General features: G+C 32.1%; 21 protein-coding genes and 1 other annotated feature. Of the genes, 3 read left to right on the top strand and 18 right to left on the bottom strand.

Annotation, left to right across the window (positions count from 1 at the left end; genetic code table 11):
• Positions 1-2: 2 nt before the first annotated feature.
• From pheS to ABWU86_RS04160, 4 genes are all read right to left on the bottom strand, one after another.
• Complete coding sequence (pheS, locus tag ABWU86_RS04175; protein ID WP_293792822.1) at positions 3-1,043, bottom strand: phenylalanine--tRNA ligase subunit alpha; 1,041 nt, start codon at positions 1,041-1,043, stop codon at positions 3-5.
• Between the two features lie 39 nt (positions 1,044-1,082).
• Positions 1,083-1,313, bottom strand: a binding site (T-box leader).
• Positions 1,314-1,357: 44 nt separating this feature from the next.
• Positions 1,358-1,705 carry a winged helix-turn-helix transcriptional regulator gene (locus ABWU86_RS04170; RefSeq protein ID WP_435370532.1) on the bottom strand — a complete coding sequence of 116 codons (348 nt, stop codon included), beginning with the start codon at positions 1,703-1,705 and terminating at the stop codon, positions 1,358-1,360.
• 12 nt (positions 1,706-1,717) lie between these two features.
• Positions 1,718-2,209, bottom strand: coding sequence for an HD domain-containing protein (locus tag ABWU86_RS04165; RefSeq protein WP_293792824.1), 492 nt, complete (start codon positions 2,207-2,209; stop codon positions 1,718-1,720).
• 30 nt (positions 2,210-2,239) lie between these two features.
• A complete protein-coding gene (locus tag ABWU86_RS04160; protein WP_293792826.1) occupies positions 2,240-3,010 on the bottom strand; it encodes a TrmH family RNA methyltransferase in 771 nt (256 codons plus the stop codon).
• Positions 3,011-3,122: 112 nt separating this feature from the next.
• Here ABWU86_RS04160 and ABWU86_RS04155 point away from each other — a divergent pair, with 112 nt between their 5' ends.
• Both ABWU86_RS04155 and yidC read left to right on the top strand, forming a co-directional pair.
• On the top strand, positions 3,123-3,401 hold the full coding sequence (locus ABWU86_RS04155) for an acylphosphatase (RefSeq protein ID WP_293792828.1): 279 nt from the start codon (positions 3,123-3,125) through the stop codon (positions 3,399-3,401).
• Positions 3,402-3,473: 72 nt separating this feature from the next.
• Positions 3,474-4,403 (top strand): membrane protein insertase YidC, encoded by a 930-nt coding sequence (gene yidC / locus ABWU86_RS04150; protein ID WP_293792830.1) that lies wholly within the window; start codon positions 3,474-3,476, stop codon positions 4,401-4,403.
• A 37-nt stretch (positions 4,404-4,440) separates the two neighbouring features.
• On the opposite strand, the gene ABWU86_RS04145 is transcribed toward yidC, so the two are convergent.
• The 13 genes from ABWU86_RS04145 to ABWU86_RS04085 form a co-directional block, all read right to left on the bottom strand.
• Positions 4,441-5,310, bottom strand: coding sequence for an aldose 1-epimerase family protein (locus ABWU86_RS04145; RefSeq protein ID WP_293792832.1), 870 nt, complete (start codon positions 5,308-5,310; stop codon positions 4,441-4,443).
• Between the two features lie 67 nt (positions 5,311-5,377).
• Entirely contained in the window at positions 5,378-6,289 is a 912-nt protein-coding gene (gene xerC, locus ABWU86_RS04140; RefSeq protein ID WP_293792833.1) for a tyrosine recombinase XerC, read from the bottom strand.
• Between the two features lie 69 nt (positions 6,290-6,358).
• Positions 6,359-8,467, bottom strand: coding sequence for a type I DNA topoisomerase (gene topA / locus ABWU86_RS04135; RefSeq protein ID WP_353321572.1), 2,109 nt, complete (start codon positions 8,465-8,467; stop codon positions 6,359-6,361).
• 47 nt (positions 8,468-8,514) lie between these two features.
• Positions 8,515-9,393, bottom strand: a complete 879-nt coding sequence (gene dprA / locus ABWU86_RS04130; protein ID WP_293792836.1) for a DNA-processing protein DprA — start codon at positions 9,391-9,393, stop codon at positions 8,515-8,517.
• A 42-nt stretch (positions 9,394-9,435) separates the two neighbouring features.
• Positions 9,436-10,203: a ribonuclease HII gene (locus ABWU86_RS04125; RefSeq protein WP_293792837.1), complete on the bottom strand. Its 768-nt coding sequence runs from the start codon at positions 10,201-10,203 to the stop codon at positions 9,436-9,438.
• Between the two features lie 5 nt (positions 10,204-10,208).
• Positions 10,209-11,066 (bottom strand): ribosome biogenesis GTPase YlqF, encoded by an 858-nt coding sequence (gene ylqF, locus ABWU86_RS04120; RefSeq protein ID WP_293792838.1) that lies wholly within the window; start codon positions 11,064-11,066, stop codon positions 10,209-10,211.
• A 77-nt stretch (positions 11,067-11,143) separates the two neighbouring features.
• Positions 11,144-11,362: a YozE family protein gene (locus ABWU86_RS04115; RefSeq protein WP_053950079.1), complete on the bottom strand. Its 219-nt coding sequence runs from the start codon at positions 11,360-11,362 to the stop codon at positions 11,144-11,146.
• An 11-nt stretch (positions 11,363-11,373) separates the two neighbouring features.
• The gene (locus ABWU86_RS04110; protein WP_293792839.1) at positions 11,374-11,964 is read right to left on the bottom strand and encodes a YpmS family protein; all 591 of its coding nucleotides are present in this window, start codon (positions 11,962-11,964) and stop codon (positions 11,374-11,376) included.
• A 13-nt stretch (positions 11,965-11,977) separates the two neighbouring features.
• Positions 11,978-12,793 carry an SGNH/GDSL hydrolase family protein gene (locus tag ABWU86_RS04105; RefSeq protein ID WP_353321568.1) on the bottom strand — a complete coding sequence of 272 codons (816 nt, stop codon included), beginning with the start codon at positions 12,791-12,793 and terminating at the stop codon, positions 11,978-11,980.
• A gap of 122 nt (positions 12,794-12,915) precedes the next feature.
• Complete coding sequence (locus tag ABWU86_RS04100) at positions 12,916-13,407, bottom strand: dihydrofolate reductase (protein WP_293792841.1); 492 nt, start codon at positions 13,405-13,407, stop codon at positions 12,916-12,918.
• Positions 13,408-13,427: 20 nt separating this feature from the next.
• Positions 13,428-14,378 (bottom strand): thymidylate synthase, encoded by a 951-nt coding sequence (locus ABWU86_RS04095; RefSeq protein WP_353321565.1) that lies wholly within the window; start codon positions 14,376-14,378, stop codon positions 13,428-13,430.
• Between the two features lie 9 nt (positions 14,379-14,387).
• Complete coding sequence (locus ABWU86_RS04090; protein ID WP_353321563.1) at positions 14,388-16,289, bottom strand: ABC-F family ATP-binding cassette domain-containing protein; 1,902 nt, start codon at positions 16,287-16,289, stop codon at positions 14,388-14,390.
• A 12-nt stretch (positions 16,290-16,301) separates the two neighbouring features.
• The gene (locus tag ABWU86_RS04085) at positions 16,302-17,501 is read right to left on the bottom strand and encodes a CCA tRNA nucleotidyltransferase (protein WP_353321561.1); all 1,200 of its coding nucleotides are present in this window, start codon (positions 17,499-17,501) and stop codon (positions 16,302-16,304) included.
• A 122-nt stretch (positions 17,502-17,623) separates the two neighbouring features.
• Between ABWU86_RS04085 and ABWU86_RS04080 the strand changes: the two genes are divergently transcribed.
• The gene (locus ABWU86_RS04080; RefSeq protein ID WP_353321559.1) at positions 17,624-18,454 is read left to right on the top strand and encodes a phage integrase N-terminal SAM-like domain-containing protein; all 831 of its coding nucleotides are present in this window, start codon (positions 17,624-17,626) and stop codon (positions 18,452-18,454) included.
• Here the strand turns inward: ABWU86_RS04080 and ABWU86_RS04075 are convergent.
• Complete coding sequence (locus ABWU86_RS04075; protein WP_353321557.1) at positions 18,446-19,705, bottom strand: tetratricopeptide repeat protein; 1,260 nt, start codon at positions 19,703-19,705, stop codon at positions 18,446-18,448. The genes ABWU86_RS04080 and ABWU86_RS04075 overlap by 9 nt on opposite strands.
• Positions 19,706-19,736: the final 31 nt, after the last annotated feature.

Here is a 19,736-nt window from a genome sequence, read left to right as displayed (position 1 = left end):
CCTTAATTAAATTGCGATAAGAATCTTACATCGTTCAAATAAAAATCACGAATGTCATCTACGCCATATCTCAACATTGCAAAACGGTCTGGTCCTAATCCAAATGCAAATCCACCATATACATCTGCATCTACTCCAGCCATCTTTAATACGTTAGGGTGTACCATTCCGGCACCTAAAACTTCAATCCAACCAGAATGTTTACATACGTCACAACCCTTACCATCACATTTGAAACAAGTAACATCTGCTTCAACTGAAGGTTCAGTAAATGGGAAATAACTTGGTCTTAATCTGATATCATATTTATCACCAAATAATTGGTGTAATAGGTATTCAAGAGTTCCCTTTAAATCACCCATTGTAATGTTCTTATCGATTACAATTCCTTCAACTTGATGGAATTGGTGTGAATGAGTTGGGTCATCAGTATCTCTACGATAAACCACACCTGGTGAGATCATCTTTAGAGGACCTTTAGAGAAGTCATGATTTTCTAGAGTTCTAGCTTGCATTGGAGAAGTTTGAGTTCTCATTAAAATTTCTTTTGTAATGTAGAAAGTATCTTGCATATCTCTGGCTGGATGATCCTTTGGAAGGTTCATCATTTCAAAGTTATACTTATCTTCTTCTACTTCTGGACCGCTTTTAACTTCATAACCCATTCCAATGAACATATCACAAATATCATCAATAATTGATTGAATAACATGTGGATGTCCCTTAGTTACAGGTGTACTTGGTAAAGTAACATCAATTTTTTCAGCAGATAATTGTGCTTCTAGCGCTTTTTCTTCTAATTCAACCAATTTAGTATCTAACGCATTTTGAATATCATCTCTGATTTGGTTTGCATAGCTACCAACTTCTGGTCTTTTTTCTACTGGTAAGTCCTTAATTCCTCTTAACGCTTGAGTAATAGGTCCTTTTTTACCAAGTAGATTTACTCTTATTTCTTTTGTTATTTCGTTAACATCAGTTGCTTCTTGAATTTGTTTAATTCCGTCATCACGCAACTTGGTTAAATCATCTTCTAAAGACATAAAATTCTCCTCTCATTTCAACAAAAAAAGCCTCATCCCAAAAGGGACGAAGCTTCGCGGTACCACCCTAGTTTATGAATAATACTATAAAAATTATTCATACACTTAAGTTCCATAACGGTGGATTACCGGATTATTTTTCGTTATTAATTAACTCCCAACATCAGTTCAGAAAACGAATTCGGCTAATAAGGTGATTACTCTCAACAATATGTAATCTTTCTGTCAATCTTATCAATTAGCTTACTACTTTTTCTTCAACACATTTATCTAAATAATAGCTTAATTTCGGCATTTGGTCAAGCCAATTTGAACTAATCAGTCCATTCATCAGACCATTCATGAATTTGTTCCATAATTGGTCCTAATGCCATTCCCTTTTCAGTTAATTCATATTGAATTAATGAAGAATCACAGAATGTTTTTCTTGTAATAATGCCATTTTCTTCTAACTCTTTTAGTCTTTCAACTAAAACACGGTCACTACATTTTGATACGACTTGAGCTATACATTTAAAACGTTGTGGACCATTAACTAGTAAAGTTTCAATAATCAATCCATTCCATTTTTTTCCTAACATTTGAAAGGTTCTTTCAAATTTAGGACACAAATGAAAATCAATAGTTGTTTTTAAATCTGAACTTCTTTGCATTTTTAACATATACCTCCAATCCTATAAAGCGTTGCGTTTTATTTTATTCTTAAGCGATCGATACTTCGGTGTGATGTATTCTCTTACAGCATCGTAATCATCAACCAAAGCAACGATTACACTTTCAGCACATTTAGGCTTACTCAATGTTAATCCCCACATATGCTTAGTAATAATATCTTTTTCTTTATCATTTAAATTAGTTATCTTTTCAGCGTTTCTTAGTGCAATTCTAGGATGCATATAAGCATGTGATCCTAAATTAAACTTACTAGTGCGCCAATCATAATAAAATAAATCGTGTAATAAACCACCACGAGATATTGATTTAACATCTAGATTCATTTTCTTTGCAACCAAATAACTTTCGTACGAAACGTTAATGCAATGCTGTAATCTTGTTGATGAATGGTGTTGTATATAATTATCCAATCTTTTTACTTCTGGATTGTTTAATAAATCCGATACATAGCTTAAATACTCTTGATCATGCTGCCATGCGTCATTCTTCATTTATATCTCTCCTTTCATCAACTTTAATAATTATTTATTTAAATGAAACATTAAAATTCCAGCTGCAATTGCAACGTTTAGTGATTCGGCTCTTCCTTTGATAGGAATATATATATTTTTATCAGTTTGGTCAAGTAATTCATCTTGCATTCCATTACCTTCATTACCCATTATAAGTGCAACGTTCTCAGTAGGATCAACATCCAAGTATCCAACTGCTTGAGGATTTAACTCAGTTCCATAAACTGGAACATGATTAGCTTTGAAGTTACTAATCCATTGATTTAAATCACCTTCAAATATGCTGACATGAAATTGACTGCCTTGCATAGATCTTAATACTTTAGGATTAAATTGACTAGATGTTCCTGTTCCAAATACGACCCCTTTAAAACCAGCTGCATCGGCTGTTCTAACCATCGTTCCAATGTTTCCAGGATCTTGAATTTGATCTAATAACAACCATGCACCTGAATAATCAATATCTTGCTCTTTAGCATCATTATCCAAATTAACGATTCCAAATATTCCTTGTGGAGTCGATGTAGATCCTAATGCCTTCGCAACATCTTCACTAATTTCAATCACTTCACCCGAAAAATTATCGATATCTTCTTGGTGTAATTCATATTGTTTATCAGTTGTTAGGATAACATTAACCGTTTGATGTGCATTAATAGCTTCTGAAACAAGGTGCCAACTTTCTAATATATATTGATTGAAAGTTGTTCTTCCCTTTTTAGTTTTTAATTTAACCCATTTTTTTACTCGCTCGTTTTTAGCAGAAATAATTTGTTCCATTCCAGGTTTAATGCCCCTTTAAAAAATTATCTTTACTATTATTTTAGCATAATATAGTAATAAAACATATATGTTACTATATACATTAATAAATAAATGGAGAGGTAATCTTATGAACGACAAAAAATCGTTAGAAATAATCGTAAGCGGAAAAGTTCAAGGGGTTGGATTTAGATTTTCGACTAAAAAAGAAGCTGATAAATTAAATTTAAATGGTTTCGTCACTAACTTAAGCAATGGTAATGTTTTAATCAACGTTTCAGGAACCGATTCTGTTGTAGATAAATTTATTAATATTATCAAACAATCACCTACCCCATTCGGACATGTTAACAACATTGAAATAAAAAATATCGAAAATCTAAAAACAACTGGTTTTATGATAAAATAATCAAGTTGGATATTTTAAAAATATTCAATTCTGTTATCATTAAAAATGAATTTACATGAAAGGTTTTTTAAAATGAAAAAAATTAAAAAGTTTAGTGCCTTATCAATAATTGGGGCTTTGGCACTTGTCCTATCAGGATGTGTACGTGTTGACTCAAATGGAAAACCATATGGATTAACCTATCAATACTTGGCCTTACCTGGTCAACACATTCTTGATTTCATTGCTAAGTTTGTTGGTGGATACGGATTAGCAATCATCATCTTAACAATTATCGTGAGAATGATCTTGCTTCCTGCTATGATTAGTCAAACAAAGAAATCAACATTAATGCAAGAAAAAATGAATTTCATCAAACCAAAAATGAAGGAAATTCAAAAGAGACAAAAAGAAGCTACTTCACAAGAAGAACAATCCAAAATTCAACAAGAAATGATGAAATTGTACAAAGACAATGATATTAACGTTGCTGGAGGAATCGGTTGTCTTCCTCTATTAATTCAAATGCCTGTCTACATCGCTTTATACAATGGTATTCGTTTCTCACCTGAAGTTTCACATACTATCTTCTTAGGTGTTAAACTAGGAGATCGAAGCTTAGTTCTAGTTGTTCTTTCATTCCTTGCATATGTTATCCAAGGATACTTAATGACCCAAGGACTTCCAGAAGATCAAAAGAAACAAATGAAGATGGTTTCATACTTCACACCAGTTTTAATTGCAGCATTCACTTTATCAGCACCTGCTGGATTAGGAATTTACTTCTTTATTAGTGGATTGTTTGCATGTTTACAAACATTCATTATTAATCTATACCGTCCAAAGATGAAAGCTGAAATTGCAGCACAAGCAGCTAAACAAGCAGAAGATGCAGATAAAAAGATTTTAACTGAAGTCGAAGAAGAAGATATCACACCAGATACTGAAGATACCAATTCAAAAGAAAATAACGTTAATCATGATGAATTAAGAAAACGTAACTCTGGAAAACAAAATAGATAAAAAAAAGACCTTTGAATTTTATTCAAAGGTTCTTTTTTTAGAAAAATAATAAATCGAATTTAGCTTCGAAATCTTGTCCATTTTCAATTCTATTAATACCAATCTTATTTTCAAGTTTTCCATCGCTATTAATACCGTCAGTTATTCCCCACCATGGTTCTAAACAGACAAATGGAGCATCTTTACTGGACCAAATTCCACCATATTCAGTGTTATATGCTGTCATTGAAACGCCGCGATCAGTTTTATCACTGCTTAACATACTAGTGATTTCTTCATCATTGATTTTAAGAACTTTTGCATCATCATAAAACATTTCATGAGATAGGTACACCGGTTCCATTAAATTAATTCGTTTTACATTATCGAAGTCAGCATAAGGAGCCTTAAAAAAAATTTCGTCATATGACTTTTTATTCGCTAATTCGACTTTGTAATCACTGTATTGGCCTACACCGTCAAGCGGAACGTTAAATGCTGGATGGGCCCCAATTGAGAACAACATTTCTTGTTGCCCTTCATTATAAACATGTAAGTTAGTTTTTAATTTGTGATCAACTAATTCGTAGCTAACTTCTAATCTAAAATCAAAGGGATAAACCTTTTTGGTTTCACTATTGGCTTTTAACTCAAATGTAATTGATGATGAATTTTCATTAACTACATCAAATTCCATATCACGAGCAAAACCATGTTGTCCCATATGGTATGTTTTACCGTTATAAGTATATTCGTCATTTTTCAATCTACCGACAATCGGAAATAAGATGGGCGCATGACGTTTCCAATACTTTTCATCACCATTCCAAATATAGTCGACACCTTCATTGCTTAAAACACTTGTAACTTCAGCTCCAAGAGTATTAATGTTAACTTTTAAATAGTCATTACTAATCGTTTTTATCATGTTATCACCCCTAACGAATTTATAATTTAATTCTACAATAAAGCGCTTTCATAAATCAACTATTATACTACGAACGTGGGAAAAATTTATTATAATCCCTTAATAAATGTTCATTAGTAACGTGTGTATAAATTTGCGTTGTTGATAAACTACTATGACCTAATAGTTCTTGAACTGTTCTCAAATCAGCCCCATTGTTCAACATTTGAGTAGCGAAAGTATGTCTCAACATGTGAGGATGGATGTTAGTAGTCAAAGAAGTTCGTTTCACAATATCATCTAGAATATATTCAATTCCTCGACTAGTTAACTGATCTCCATGCTGATTAATAAAAACAAAATCATGATTTTTATTATATTTATTCATGATTTCTCGTCGACATCCCTTTTCATACTCATCCAATGCCTTTATTAAGTATTTACCAAATGGAAGGTATCTTTGTTTATTCCCTTTACCAATTACATTTATGATTCTATTATCAAAATCAATATCCTTATACGAAAGATTAACGCATTCACTAACACGCATCCCCGTATCATACAACAATTCAAGGATAGCATAATTACGAAGTGCTAATTGGCTATTTTCACCATTTTTAGCTGACTTGAAAAGCTCATATAATTCCTTTTCATAAAAGAATCTTGGTAAGTGATTTGGATGCTTTTTTAAATTAACATCATCAAACGGATTGTCTTCTAATTCATTATTTCTATTTAGAAACTTGTAGAATGATCTTAATGATGAAATTTTTCTGATGATGGTATTTCTACTTTCGTTTTTCTTCTTCAGAATTGTTAAGTAGTTGCTAACATCTAGATCATCAGCTTGATGGAGACTTCTATTCTCATCAGCTAAGCTCTCCTTAAAATCTAGAATATCTGATTTATATGCCAATACTGTATTGTTAGAATATTGTCTTTCATCAAGCAAATAATCCATGAACCAATTAATTAATTCAATGTCATTATCTTTTTGCATTTTTATCACTCTTCATCATATTTACAATAATAGCCCTTAAAATACAAAATATTTTAGGGGCTATTTATTTTATTTTTGAACTGCTTCCTCATAGTCTCCATTAGGACAAACAACTTGTGTTCCGCCCTTAATTTTCTTTTCAACTAAGAAGTTACCGTCTTTAGGACAATCCCTACCGACTGGTTTATCCCATGTAACAAAGTCACATTCAGGATATCTTGAACATCCATAGAAGATACGATTCTTCTTGGATTTTCTTTCAATGACGTCACCTTCCTTACACTTAGGACAAGTAACATCAATTTTCTTAACAATCGCTTGAGTATTACGACAGTCTGGGAATCTAGAACAAGCGTAAAATTTACCGTATTTACCCATCTTAATTACCATTGGGGCTCCACAAATTTCACAGTTGTATCCAGCTGGTTCGTCTTTGATTTGTACATCTTCCATATTCTTTTCAGCATTTTTAACTTCTTTTTCAAATGGTCTGAAGTACTTATCAACTACCTTAACCCAGTCTTGTTTCGATTCTTCAATTTCATCCAGATTATTTTCTAAATCCGCGGTGAAATCAACATTAATAATATCTGGGAAGTATTCTTCAATAATATTATTTACAATTTCACCAAGTTCTGTTGGTTCGAAACGTCTACCAACAAGCTTAACATAGTATCTTTTTTGAATAGTACTTAAAGTTGGTGCGTAAGTAGAAGGTCTACCAACACCATTTTCTTCAAGGGTTCTAATCAATTTAGCTTCACTGTATCTAGCAGGTGGTTGAGTGAAATGTTGGTCAGGGTTATTCTTACTCATCGTAATTGAATCTCCCTTAACAAGATCAGGTAAAATATTATCCTTTTCCTTGCCCTTGTTATATACCTTTAAAAATCCTTCGAACTTAAGTTTAGAACCATTAGCTCTGAAGTTAACACCATTTTGTTCCATATCAACAGTCATAGTATCCATAATGGCTGGAGTCATTTGACTCGCCATAAATCTAGACCAAATTAAATTATATAATTTGTATTGATCGTTAGTTAAAAATGGTTTTAAAGCTGCCGGTGTTCTTTTAACTGATGTTGGTCTAATTGCTTCATGGGCATCTTGAGCCCCTTCTGGCAATTTACCTTTTACAGGCTTAGTAGCAGCATATTCAGCACCATATTCATTATGAATAAATTCAGAAGCTTCATGCTTTGCTAGCGCTGAAATTCTAGTGGAATCAGTTCTCATATAGGTAATCAATCCTTGGTTACCTTCTTTACCGATATTAATTCCTTCATAAAGCTGTTGAGCAGCCATCATGGTTTTTCCGGTCTTGAAGTTTAACTTAACATTGGCATCTTGTTGCATTGTACTAGTTGTAAAAGGTGGTTGTGGTTGTCTCTTACGTTCTTTCTTTACAACACTTGTAATGTCAAAAGGTTTCTTTTTATCAAACTTGGCTAAAACAGTTTGAACTTCTTCATTACTATTAATTTCAGTCTTTTTACCGTCAACGCCGTAAAAACTTGCTTTAAATGCATCCTTACCCTTCTTCATATCAGCATCAATTGTCCAATATTCAGTAGGTACGAACTTCTTAATTTCACGTTCTCTTTGAATAATTAACCAAAGTGCAATTGATTGAACTCTTCCGGCACTAAGGCCTTTTTTAACCTTTTTCCATAATAATGGTGAAATTGAATAACCCACAAGTCTATCTAAGACACGTCGAGCTTGTTGTGCATCAACCAGGTTCATATCAATTTCACGAGGGTTTTTGAATGCTTCTTTAACCGCATCCTTAGTAATTTCGTGGAAAGCAACTCTATTCTTATCTTCTTCTTTTAAACCAAGTAGATGAGAAATGTGCCAGGCGATAGATTCTCCTTCTCTATCCGGGTCAGATGCAAGGTAAACATTTTTAGCTTTTTTAGCTTCAGCTTTTAGTTCCTTAATTGTATCTCCCTTACCACGAATAGAAATGTAGTGTGGTTCAAATTCGTTATCCACATCTACACCCATTTTACTCTTAGGAAGGTCTCTAACGTGCCCCTTACTTGCAATCACGCGGTATGTTCTACCTAAATATTTTTGAATAGTTTTTGCCTTTGTTGGAGATTCGACAATAACTAACTTCTTTTTAGTCGACTGTTTCTTCTTTTTTGTGGTTGATTTTGTAGTAGTCGCCATCTGCATCCCTCATTAAAATTTATTTTCGATTCTCCCAAAGGCAAATATTAATAATAATATTCTTCTAAAATATCCTTGGAAGTTAGTACTGGCTTTGCACCAGCAGAAATTAATTCATTACAACCTACGGAAAGGTCACTATCAATTCTCCCCGGAACTGACAGTATGTTTCTGTTATTTTGTAATGCTAAATTTGCGGTAATTAAACTTCCGGATCGATACTTAGCTTCTGTTACCAATATTGAGCTAGCCAATCCAGCGATAATTCGGTTTCTTTCAGGAAAATGATGTTTTGCTGGAGTTACTCCGACCGGATATTCACTAATCAGTAAATCCCTTTTAGCAATCGTCCGTTGTAAATCTTCGTTTTCCTTTGGATAATACTTATCTAATCCAGTTCCAATCACAGCAATAGTTCGCCCACCACATGAAATTGCGGCTAAATGAGCCAAACGATCTACACCTTTGGCCAATCCAGAAATAACGGTAATTTGATTATTAACGATATCTGGCATTAATGCTTTTATAACACTGACAGAGTATTCAGTATTATTTCTGGCACCAACTATTGCTAAATTTTTAGTTTTTAATAATTCTAAATCACCAAAGTAAAATAATACGATTGGTGGCATATATGCTTCTTTTAAAGCTTCTGGATAAATGTCATCCAAAATGGTAAACCACTTAACGTGATTAATATGGTGATTCAGTACACTATTTAATTTATCACTATTATATGAATTAATAAACGTTTTTGAATTATTTTTATTCAACATTAGTATTTCTGCAATTTCTTCTGCTGAAATATTGATGCTTTTTGGAATCGTTTTATATCTGTCTATCATCCATTCGTAGAACCGATATTCAGATTTAATTCCAATTCCTGCACATAACTTAAGCTTTAATAATAAAAATCTCGTATTCATTTTCAATATACCTCCAATTAACTAAAGGTATATACGAAAAAATTAATTAATTAAATCTGTGACAGGTTTAAAAGTTTTACGGTGAATTGGTGTCGCACCGTATTTATAAAGTGCATCTAGATGTTTTTTTGTGCCATATCCAGCATTATTAGCAAAATCATATTCCGGATATTCTTTGTCATATTGTTTCATTAAATCATCTCGGTATGTTTTAGCTAGAATACTAGCAGCTGAAACACTGGCGCTTTTGGCATCCCCTTTGATTAATCTTAGTTGATCAATTTCCACAGGGATTTGCATTGCATCAACAATTAATTCATCAGGAGTTTTCTTCAATCCCATGACTGCTTGCTTCATTGCTACACGAGTAGCTTCATAAATATTAATATCATCTATTAACTTATTATCAGCTATTCCATAACTGTAATCTAAAGCATTTTCTTTTATCTTGCTAGCAAGTTCATATCTCTTTTTTTCAGAGAGCTGCTTAGAGTCATTTACTTCATAAATACTGAAATCTTCTGGTAAAACGACAGCACATGTCACAACTGGTCCCGCTAAAGGACCTCTGCCAACTTCATCGACACCAGCAACAATTTCAACGCCTTTCGACCAAAAGTCTCTTTCAAATTTTAATCGTTCTTGAAATGAAGCTTTTTGGTTTTCAAGCTTTTCAATCCTTTTTTTAGTTTGACTAATTAGCTTTTGCACTCCAGTTCTGCTGTCATCACAATACTTAGCAATTAGATCAGAATTGATGTCGTCAACCTGGCTTAAAATTTCTTTAATTTCTTTAATTGATTCAGTCATCTTTTCTATTCGACCTCTTCATTATCCAAATCACTAACCGCGTCTAATGTAAAACGACCAATTTTGCCTTTTCTAGCATCCAATATTATTCTCATTGATGCTCGCTCATAGTCATCATGCATCCCTAATTTTTCAGTTATTTTCAATAGCAGATCAACATCAGATAAGTCCATATCATCTTCGCTTAAATGATATCTATTCATTAGTTCTTCACCATTGAATTCTCTAAAGAAATGTAGTGCAAATAGTCCAACGTCATCACTGTGGTAAATACTATCTTTAATCGCACCAGATAATGCTAATTTATTAGCAATTTCATCATTTTGGAATTTAGGCCATAGTATCCCTGGGGTATCTAATAGTTCCAATTCATCACTTGAACGTAACCATTGTTGTCCCTTAGTAACACCTGCTCGATTTCCAACTTGTGCTGCACGGCGTTTTACGATTTGATTTAATAATGTTGACTTTCCAACGTTCGGAACACCTACACAAATAGCTCTAATAATTTTTTTATCAAAGCCCTTCTTTTGTGCTTCATCTATCTTATCTGCTAACAACTCTTTAACAACCTTAGTAATGTATTTACCAGTCGTATTCTTCTTGGAGTCAATCGCTATTGCGGCATATCCTTGTGCTCTAAAGTATGATAGCCATTGATTTGTGATATTAGGATTTGCTAAATCAGATTTTGTTAAGATCATTAATCTAGGTTTATCCTGACTAATTCTTGCTACCTCTGGGTTAATTGAACTATATGGGCATCTTGCATCTACCAATTCAAAAACAATATCAACTAAGTGAATATTTTCTTCAAATTGTCTAATGGCTTTTGCCATATGTCCTGGGAACCATTGAATCATATTTATCCGCTCCTATTCTATATATTTTAATTGTACTATATTAATAACCAAAAAATGAACCTAATTATAGGTTCATTTTAATGTTTGTTGTTTTTGTAGTTTTCCCAAGCTTCATCAAATATTGTCATACTTGGTAAATATGACGCATTTTCTTCTAAATACTCAGATATTTCTTCATACTCATTTGATTGTTTTGGGAACGATTGATCATAAAAAGCATTATTAGCAAATTGAGCAATTGCATCAGTACTTTTTGGATTTCTTTCTGTCATTAAAAAATGATAAAAACTATTCATTATTTCTCCTTTTATTGGTTAGGAATTAGAACCTTAAAATGAAAATCTCCATCACCATTCATATCGATTTTTTGGGCTTGATAAGATAGTTCATTTTTTCCACCAAGCTTATTAACGTGTAATATGATTCTACTATTGTGACTATCTAATTCAACCCATTTAGGGATTTTGTAATGTTTTCCAACATAACCAATTACAAAATTGGCTGGAATATCTAACTTACCAACTTCCAATTTACTTGCATCTAATTCGATATCACCATTACTTAACAAATGTGGATCTAAGCTTAATAAATAACCAACCTTAGAACCTAAGATAGTTATCTTACCGTAAACATATGCCTGGTTTCCCAACCAGAACTTATAATCCATGTTCTTATTCTTCTTTTCAAATTTTTGTAAATAATAACTGGAAAGTGCGTTTACTTGTTTTTTATTTAGTTGCACTGATATTGGTGTATTGTCCTTATTTACTTTACCACTTTGTGGGTTAACAACAGCGCTATGCATTTGAACCCAAACGTAACCCGCGCTTCCAATGATTAACAAAGCTAATAAAATAAATAAATATTTAAATAACTTTTTTTCTTTCTTCTTTTCCATTGCTAATAGCCTCTTATTTAATATCATTATTCTTTTTCATTGCGTTTAATAATTGACTAGTCATAAAATCATAACCTTTATCGTTAGGATGAAAATGATCATCTGGTGAAATATAGTTATTTATTTCGCCTTGTGAACCATCTAATTCAATTAAATTGAACGGATTGATTGAAATGGTTTTATTGCTATTTTCTAACTTTTCCCTTTGGTCTTTTGTTTTGAATTGACCATATGTTAAGGCAATAATGTCAACAAAATGCATTTTTCGATATTGCTTAACTTTATGACTTGTAATGACATTAAATTTATCCACATATTGACTAATCTTAGTTACGTTAGGAAAGTATACATATACCGGATTATAAATTCCATAAACGTAAGTCGGTGCAGTTGCATTCACTCTTCTGACATGACTTAAAAGTGATTGTAAATTATTTTGGTATGTTTTAATAGCAACATCCATATTTTTTTCAAATGCAGAATCGCTACTTATTAATGCATTTTTCTGTAAACTTTGAAGTAAATCGTTTCCACCAACGGTTATTACGATTACATTTGCTTTTCTTAATTGATTAGTAAGCTGATTTTTATTTTGTTGAATTCTGGCATTGATTTGGTCACTTCTTTGACCAGCAATTCCGTAATTATAACTTTGAACGTTTTTATAACCACGTTTTTGCAATTGCGTTTTTATTCTAGAAACATATCCACCTGATTTTTTGGGATCTCCGACCCCTTGGGTAAGAGAATCACCAAGTGCGACAATATTAACTTTAGCATTTTTTGACAAGTTAACACGTGAATTGTTTGAATTAAGTTTCTCTGACATCACAGTAAAACTAATTCCAGCAATGCAGCCAATTAACAATAAAAAGAGCAGACATTTTAATATTCTTTTCAAACTAAAATCCCCCATAAAAAGAGGTTAGGAATAATCCGTAACCTCTTTTTTTATTTTCGTTCATAAACTTCGAATCGGTGTGGATAAATATTCTTATCGTCTAAGATTCCTTCTTTAGTTGATACTAAATTAAAGTCATTATAATTTATTTCTGGCATCTTTGTATCACCATCAAAATCATAATCAATCACAGTTTTATATAATCTATCAACATATTCGGTTAGTTCACTAAATATTTTAGCACCACCAACGACAAATATTTCTTTATCACTAAATTTTTTAGCAAATTCTAAGAATTCACTTAATTCATTAAATACAACAACATCATTAGGATATTCTGATTTGTCATGACTTGTTAATACAGTATTTAATCTATTTGGTAGCGGTCTTTTAAAGCTTTCATAAGTAGTTCTACCGGCCATAATAATTTGATGAGTAGTAGTTTCCTTAAAATACTTCATATCGGCAGGTAAATGCCATGGTAAATCGCCATTTAATCCGATAATGTGATCGTTTGATTCAGCCCAAAGAAAAGAAATCATAATTTTTACCCCTTTTTATTTTATACAGCAACTGGTGCTTTAATAGGATCGTGATGCTTATAATCGATTACTTTAATATCTTCCATATCGTAATCAAAAATACTGCTTTTATCAGGATTTAACCAAAGTTTTGGTGCTTCATATGGTTCTCTTTGTAATTGTTCTTCAATTTGATTTACATGGTTAGAATAAATATGAGCATCCCCTAAAGTATGAATAAATTCACCCGGTTCTAGTCCACATTCCTTAGCGATTAATGATGTTAATAATGCATAACTAGCAATATTAAATGGAACACCCAAGAAGATATCACCTGAACGTTGGTACAATTGACAGCTCAACTTACCATCGGTTACATAGAATTGGAACATTGTATGACAAGGTGGTAGAGCAACAAATGGAATATCTTCTGGATTCCATGCTGAGACAATCAATCTTCTTGAATCTGGATTACGTTTAATTTCATCGATTACATTTTGGATTTGATCAATAGTATCTCCAGTAGTGGTCTTCCACTTACGCCATTGACTACCATAAACCAATCCTAAATCACCATATTTCTTAGCGAAATCATCATCTTCAACTATTCTTTGACAAAACTTCTTTTTTTCATCTAAATATACTTTCTTAAACTCAGCATCTTCTTCAGCTCTTAGTCCAAAATCTGTCATGTCAGGACCATCATATTCATCAGATTCAACCCAGTTCTTGAATGCCCATTCATCCCAAATGTGGTTTTTGTGTTTTAGTAAGAATTGAATATTTGTATCTCCTCTTAAAAACCATAGTAATTCACTTTTAATAAGACCAAATGGTACTTTCTTGGTAGTTAAAAGTGGGAATCCCTTGGATAAATCAAAACGCATTTGGTATCCAAAGGTACTAATTGTACCTGTTCCGGTTCTATCTTCTTTACGATGACCATTTTTTAATACATCACTAGCTAATTTTAAATATGCATCCTCTAACATAACGTTCCCCTATTCTACGTATTCACTTAGGTATTCCCATCTAGCGATCTTTTCATCAGATTGACGAGTTAATTCATCAATTTGAACTTGTGTATCTGCTAATTTATCGTAATCATTACCTAAGTGCGTCATTTCTTCTTTTAATGTGCTAATTTGACTATCTAATTCGTCAATTTCTTTTTCTAAATCATTATACTCAATTTCTTCAGCATAAGTTAGTTTCTTCTTCGTCTTTTCATCCGAAGTATCATTTTGTTGTTTCTTTTCAGTTATATGTTGTTCATGATTTTTCTTTTTCTCAACTTTTTGGTTATCCGCAGACTTTCTTAAGTAATCCGTAAATAATCCAACATAACTTTCAATTTGGCCATCACCATTAAAAATAAGCAATCGACTTGCCACTTTATCCAAGAAATATCGGTCATGTGAAACCGTTATTACCGTTCCACTAAAGTGAGAGATATAATCTTCTAGCACGGTCAAAGTAGATATGTCCAAATCATTAGTTGGTTCATCCAACAATAATACATTAGGTTGTTGCATTAACAATTTAAGTAGGTACAGTCTTCTTTTTTCCCCACCAGATAGCTTTCTAATTAATGTTCCATGCATAAATTTAGGGAACAGGAATTGTTCCAATAAATCTGTAACACTAATCTTATTACCGGTATTATCAGTAACATGTTCACCAACATCTGTTAAGTAGTTAATAACACGTTTATCGTCTGGAATTGGCTCAGTTTGTTGGGTGTAGTAAGCCATCTTTACAGTTTCACCAATCTCAATGGTACCACTATCCAGTGGTAACTTATCGGCAATAACGTTTAATAATGATGATTTACCCGCACCATTTTCACCTGAAATACCAATTCTTTCATTTCTTTGGATTAATTCACTAAAATGACTCAAAATAATTTTATTATTTAAATTTAAACTAGCATCCTCGATTTCAATAACCTTTTTACCTAATCTTTGTTGACCTAGGTTAATATCAACATCTTCTTCAGTTTGAAGGTTACCAACATTTTCTTTTAAATCATTAAAACGATTAATTCGAGCTTGTTGTTTAGTAGTTCTAGCTTTGGCACCCTTTTTCATCCAAGCTAATTCTTGCTTATACAACTTTTGTTTCTTATGTTCTGCTGCAACTTCAAGATCAACTCTTTCGGCTTTTTGTGCTAAATAATCTTGATAATTACCTGTATATTCGAACAATTCTCCAAATGATAATTCCCAGATTTTATTTGCAATTTGATCTAAGAAATATCGATCATGCGTTACAAATAATAATGCACCTTTATACTTGGCTAAATATTCTTGTAGCCATTCGATGGAATCAAAATCCAAATGGTTGGTTGGTTCATCTAAAATTAACAAATCTGGAGATTGAATTAAAACTTGTGCTAATCCAACACGTCGTTTTTGACCACCAGATAACGTACTAACTACTTGATTTACATCATCAATTTTTAGTTGCGTTAAAATCGTTTTAACATCACTTTCCGCATTCCAAGCGTCATCCTCATTCATCTTAGCTTCAGCATCTAAATACTGTCTTTCGGCTTTTGGATCATCTGGATGATTAGAATAATTTCCCAATGTTTGTTCATAACGTCTGATTGTATTAAATACATCTTGGCTACCAGCAAAAACTGCTTCTAAAATTGTAAGTTCTTCATCCAATTTGGGTTGTTGTTTTAGGTATCCAATTGTATAAGTCTTAGAGGTTACGATGTTTCCGGTTGAATCAATATCTTCTTGTGATAACACATTCAATAATGATGATTTTCCGCTACCATTGGTACCAATTAATCCAATTCGATCTTGTTCATTAATTATGAAATCAAGGTCTTTAAATAACGTTTTTTCACCATATGTTTTAGTTAATGCTTCTGCACGTAAGGTTTGCATTTAATCACTCTCTCAAAAATTTTTAGCGGCTTCTATCAACGATTCCTTGTCATTATCTATCTCATTACATACCAGTGCTTTTTCTAGTTTGAACAAGATTTTACCCATTTCTGGACCTGGCTTAACTACGCCTGATTTTATCAAATCGCCACCGTTAATAGCCATTTCTTTCTTATCTTTAATATTAAGATGTTCATATTTGCTAATTAGATCTGATTCATTTTGTTCAAAACCATATAATTTAGCGATATGGTTGGCCTTTATCAACAAATCTTCTCCCGTTTGATACATTTCCCATTCATCTAATCGGTCTTGCTTAATATTATTAATAGCGTCAACACATTGTTGAGTATTTTTAATAATGTCATTAGATGCTTTCCATTTTTTTAGCATTGAGCTAATTTCGTTTCTATTCATTGCAAAATTAAATGCGATAAATGACCAAACTTCAATTTCATCCAATAATGTTAAATTATCAACTTTAGTAATCGCTTCTAATTGCTTTGGATAATTTCCAAATACTGGTACGTATTTATACATGTCTGTATTGAGCATGTCAGAAATTCCTTGCTTAGGTCGATTAGCCATCATCATTTTCACAAATTCAGTGTAAATTCTTTCGACTGCAATTTTATCTAATAAGTGACTGTTTTCTTTAATCGCGCTCATTGTTTTTTTTTCGATGTCGAAGTCCAATTTGCTGGCAAATCTAACGGCTCTCATCATTCTCAATGCATCTTCATTAAATCGTTCGTTAGGATTACCCACTGCTCTAATTAAGCGTTTTTGAATGTCTTCTAGTCCATCAAATAAATCAGTAACTTCACCATTTTCTCTCATGGCAAAAGCGTTAATTGTAAAATCACGACGTTTTAAGTCTTCGTCTAAGGATCTCACAAATTCAACTTTATCAGGTCTTCGATAATCTTGATAGCCAGATTCGGTTCTGAATGTTGTAATCTCATAACCTTTTTTATTGTATAGAACCATCACTGTTCCGTGTTCTATTCCAGTATCAACGGTTTTCTTGAATATTTGCTTAATTTCTTGTGGATAAGCACTTGAGGCAATATCAACGTCATGAATTGGTAACCCTAAAATAGTGTCACGCACGCTACCGCCAACGAAATAAGCTTGGTAGCCACCTTCTTCAATTTGTTGCATTACAGGACGCGCTTTTTCAAATTCGTTCGGTAATTTTTCGATTTTCATTTTTATACCTACTCTCAATACAATCTATATTAAATATTAACAGATTAATCCCTCAATTTACAGATTGAAGTTTAACAGTTTTAGTGCTGTAATATATTCATATAAGAAGGAGTGATTTTAACTTGTCAGCTAAAAATAATTACCCTTATCAAGATAGTTTTACAAAGCATTTATCATCTAAAGATTTATCTGAAGTTACAATTGATGAATATAACAAAATATTAACCGAATTATTTAATTATTTATCTGAGTTTAATAAAGGATATCAATCAGATCATCGTGTTGAAAATCTATTCAACCGAGATATTGAGGAATATTTAAATATGCTATTAAATAATCGCCAAATTAGTAATTCGACCTATAACAAAATTTTATCGCACATCAACGTCTACTTTAATTACCTTTTTACACATAATTTGAACTCCAATTTACCTACAATTGAATTAAAAGGCTTAAAAAAGACATCTAAGGAAGATGTCAATGTTAAATGGATAAATGAACTAGACTCTATTTTAACGAACAATAACGTTCATTTTTATGCCCGTATGACAATGTTGTTAACTAGCAAGGGGTATAAATCCGAAGAGTTTCTTCAAACAGGATTTTATAAACAACTAGACTCTATTAATTTCACTGAAAATGAATTAATTTTTAAAACATCGTTCGATGAATTTATTAAGCCCATCCAAAAAAAGCAACGTTCTTCTGATATTTTTTTGAAACAAAGATTATCTAAGCAACCCAACATTACAATTCAAGGGCTTCATAAATACCTTAAACCGAGTGAAGATGTTTTAAACATGTCACTTAATCCTTCTACCTTATTTCAATCCTATATTGTTTTTTACATTCAAAAAAATCCAAACCTAAATGATATAGACTTATCTACACATTTAAATTTGGATTTATCCTCAATCAATTATTATAAACAATTAGCAGCTAAATTAATCTAAATACTCTTCTAACATAAATGCAGCCTCTTCATCATTAGGTTGCATTTTTACATATCTGCTCAATAATTCGTATGAATTATCCTTATCACCATATTCCCTAAAGAATAATGCAGCTTCCTTTAAAAAGTCGGAATTATCTTCAAAATATGGTTTAGCAGCTAAATAATTTTTATGCGCTAATTTTAAATTGTCTAACTTATCATATGAAATTGCTAAATTCCAATAAAATTGTGGATCGAGTTCATGATTTTCTATATAAGTATTTAATAACTTTACATTTTCCTCAAAGTCTTCTCTAAATACAAATAAGTTAGATAATTCCAATACGATTTCAATATCATCTGGATCAATCTTATTACCTTCTTGAAGGTATTTTAGTGCGTCATCAGTTTCAGATAATTTAAGCGCTGCTCTAGCTGTAGCTAAATACAATTTTTCATTATATTGATCAACACTCAAACCTTCTTGAAGTACTTTATAAGCATCTTCAATTTTATTAGTTGCTTCAAGTGCTTGACCCAAGTATGGATATAAGGTCGCGTACTGTGGATCGCTATCACGTAATTCTTTAAAGATATCAATTGCTTGATCGTATTCTTTCAATTGAAGGTACGTAAATGCAGTTTCGAACTTAACATCGGATGACATATCAACTGTCTTAATTTGCTTTAAATAACCAATTGCATTTTCAAAATTACTGTCATTAGCGTATGAAATTCCAACTCGTTCAACCAGATTAACTGCGGATAAGTTCATAATTCCTTTTTTAATTAAAGTTAAATATTGAGGAATTGCTTTATTGTATTCCCCCATCGTATAGAACAATTCAGCCAATGCAAATGTAATTACATCTTCATCTGGCTCTATTTTTTTGGCTTCTAATAGCTTTTCTCTACTGACCTCAAATAATTCTTGAGTTTGGTAAAGATCAGCTTGCACCATTAAAGATTGAAGATATGCAGGTGAATCTTTGCCAATCTTACTTAATTGTTCAAGTGCTTCATCTGTATTACCTTCACTGATTAAAATATCAGCAATGTCTGTTCTTAATTCGTCTTCATCGGGGAATTTTTTTAATAACTTTTCATATAATTCTTTAGCTTGGTTGGTGAAACCATAAGAATATAACTCCTCTGCGAGTGAATAAACCATTTCATCACTATCATGATGAAGTGCCAAATTATATTGCTTATTAAATTCTTCAATATTTCCGTCTTCCAGAAAATCTAATGCCTTCTGCGAATAACTCAAATTTATCACTCCTATGATTAAAATAAAAAGG

It is taken from the genome of Apilactobacillus pseudapinorum, assembly GCF_040369555.1.
Taxonomy (GTDB): Bacteria; Bacillota; Bacilli; order Lactobacillales; family Lactobacillaceae; genus Apilactobacillus.
This window is presented reverse-complemented; position numbering and strand designations above follow the sequence as displayed.

What these genes read in the sequence shown, in the direction of transcription:
- pheS (WP_293792822.1), bottom strand. Translation starts at nt 1,043, where the DNA reads ATGTCTTTAGAAGATGATTTAACCAAGTTGCGTGATGACGGAATTAAA.
- ABWU86_RS04170 (WP_435370532.1), bottom strand. Translation starts at nt 1,705, where the DNA reads ATGTTAAAAATGCAAAGAAGTTCAGATTTAAAAACAACTATTGATTTT.
- ABWU86_RS04165 (WP_293792824.1), bottom strand. Translation starts at nt 2,209, where the DNA reads ATGAAGAATGACGCATGGCAGCATGATCAAGAGTATTTAAGCTATGTA.
- ABWU86_RS04160 (WP_293792826.1), bottom strand. Translation starts at nt 3,010, where the DNA reads ATGGAACAAATTATTTCTGCTAAAAACGAGCGAGTAAAAAAATGGGTT.
- ABWU86_RS04155 (WP_293792828.1), top strand. Translation starts at nt 3,123, where the DNA reads ATGAACGACAAAAAATCGTTAGAAATAATCGTAAGCGGAAAAGTTCAA.
- yidC (WP_293792830.1), top strand. Translation starts at nt 3,474, where the DNA reads ATGAAAAAAATTAAAAAGTTTAGTGCCTTATCAATAATTGGGGCTTTG.
- ABWU86_RS04145 (WP_293792832.1), bottom strand. Translation starts at nt 5,310, where the DNA reads ATGATAAAAACGATTAGTAATGACTATTTAAAAGTTAACATTAATACT.
- xerC (WP_293792833.1), bottom strand. Translation starts at nt 6,289, where the DNA reads ATGCAAAAAGATAATGACATTGAATTAATTAATTGGTTCATGGATTAT.
- topA (WP_353321572.1), bottom strand. Translation starts at nt 8,467, where the DNA reads ATGGCGACTACTACAAAATCAACCACAAAAAAGAAGAAACAGTCGACT.
- dprA (WP_293792836.1), bottom strand. Translation starts at nt 9,393, where the DNA reads ATGAATACGAGATTTTTATTATTAAAGCTTAAGTTATGTGCAGGAATT.
- ABWU86_RS04125 (WP_293792837.1), bottom strand. Translation starts at nt 10,203, where the DNA reads ATGACTGAATCAATTAAAGAAATTAAAGAAATTTTAAGCCAGGTTGAC.
- ylqF (WP_293792838.1), bottom strand. Translation starts at nt 11,066, where the DNA reads ATGATTCAATGGTTCCCAGGACATATGGCAAAAGCCATTAGACAATTT.
- ABWU86_RS04115 (WP_053950079.1), bottom strand. Translation starts at nt 11,362, where the DNA reads ATGAATAGTTTTTATCATTTTTTAATGACAGAAAGAAATCCAAAAAGT.
- ABWU86_RS04110 (WP_293792839.1), bottom strand. Translation starts at nt 11,964, where the DNA reads ATGGAAAAGAAGAAAGAAAAAAAGTTATTTAAATATTTATTTATTTTA.
- ABWU86_RS04105 (WP_353321568.1), bottom strand. Translation starts at nt 12,793, where the DNA reads ATGTCAGAGAAACTTAATTCAAACAATTCACGTGTTAACTTGTCAAAA.
- ABWU86_RS04100 (WP_293792841.1), bottom strand. Translation starts at nt 13,407, where the DNA reads ATGATTTCTTTTCTTTGGGCTGAATCAAACGATCACATTATCGGATTA.
- ABWU86_RS04095 (WP_353321565.1), bottom strand. Translation starts at nt 14,378, where the DNA reads ATGTTAGAGGATGCATATTTAAAATTAGCTAGTGATGTATTAAAAAAT.
- ABWU86_RS04090 (WP_353321563.1), bottom strand. Translation starts at nt 16,289, where the DNA reads ATGCAAACCTTACGTGCAGAAGCATTAACTAAAACATATGGTGAAAAA.
- ABWU86_RS04085 (WP_353321561.1), bottom strand. Translation starts at nt 17,501, where the DNA reads ATGAAAATCGAAAAATTACCGAACGAATTTGAAAAAGCGCGTCCTGTA.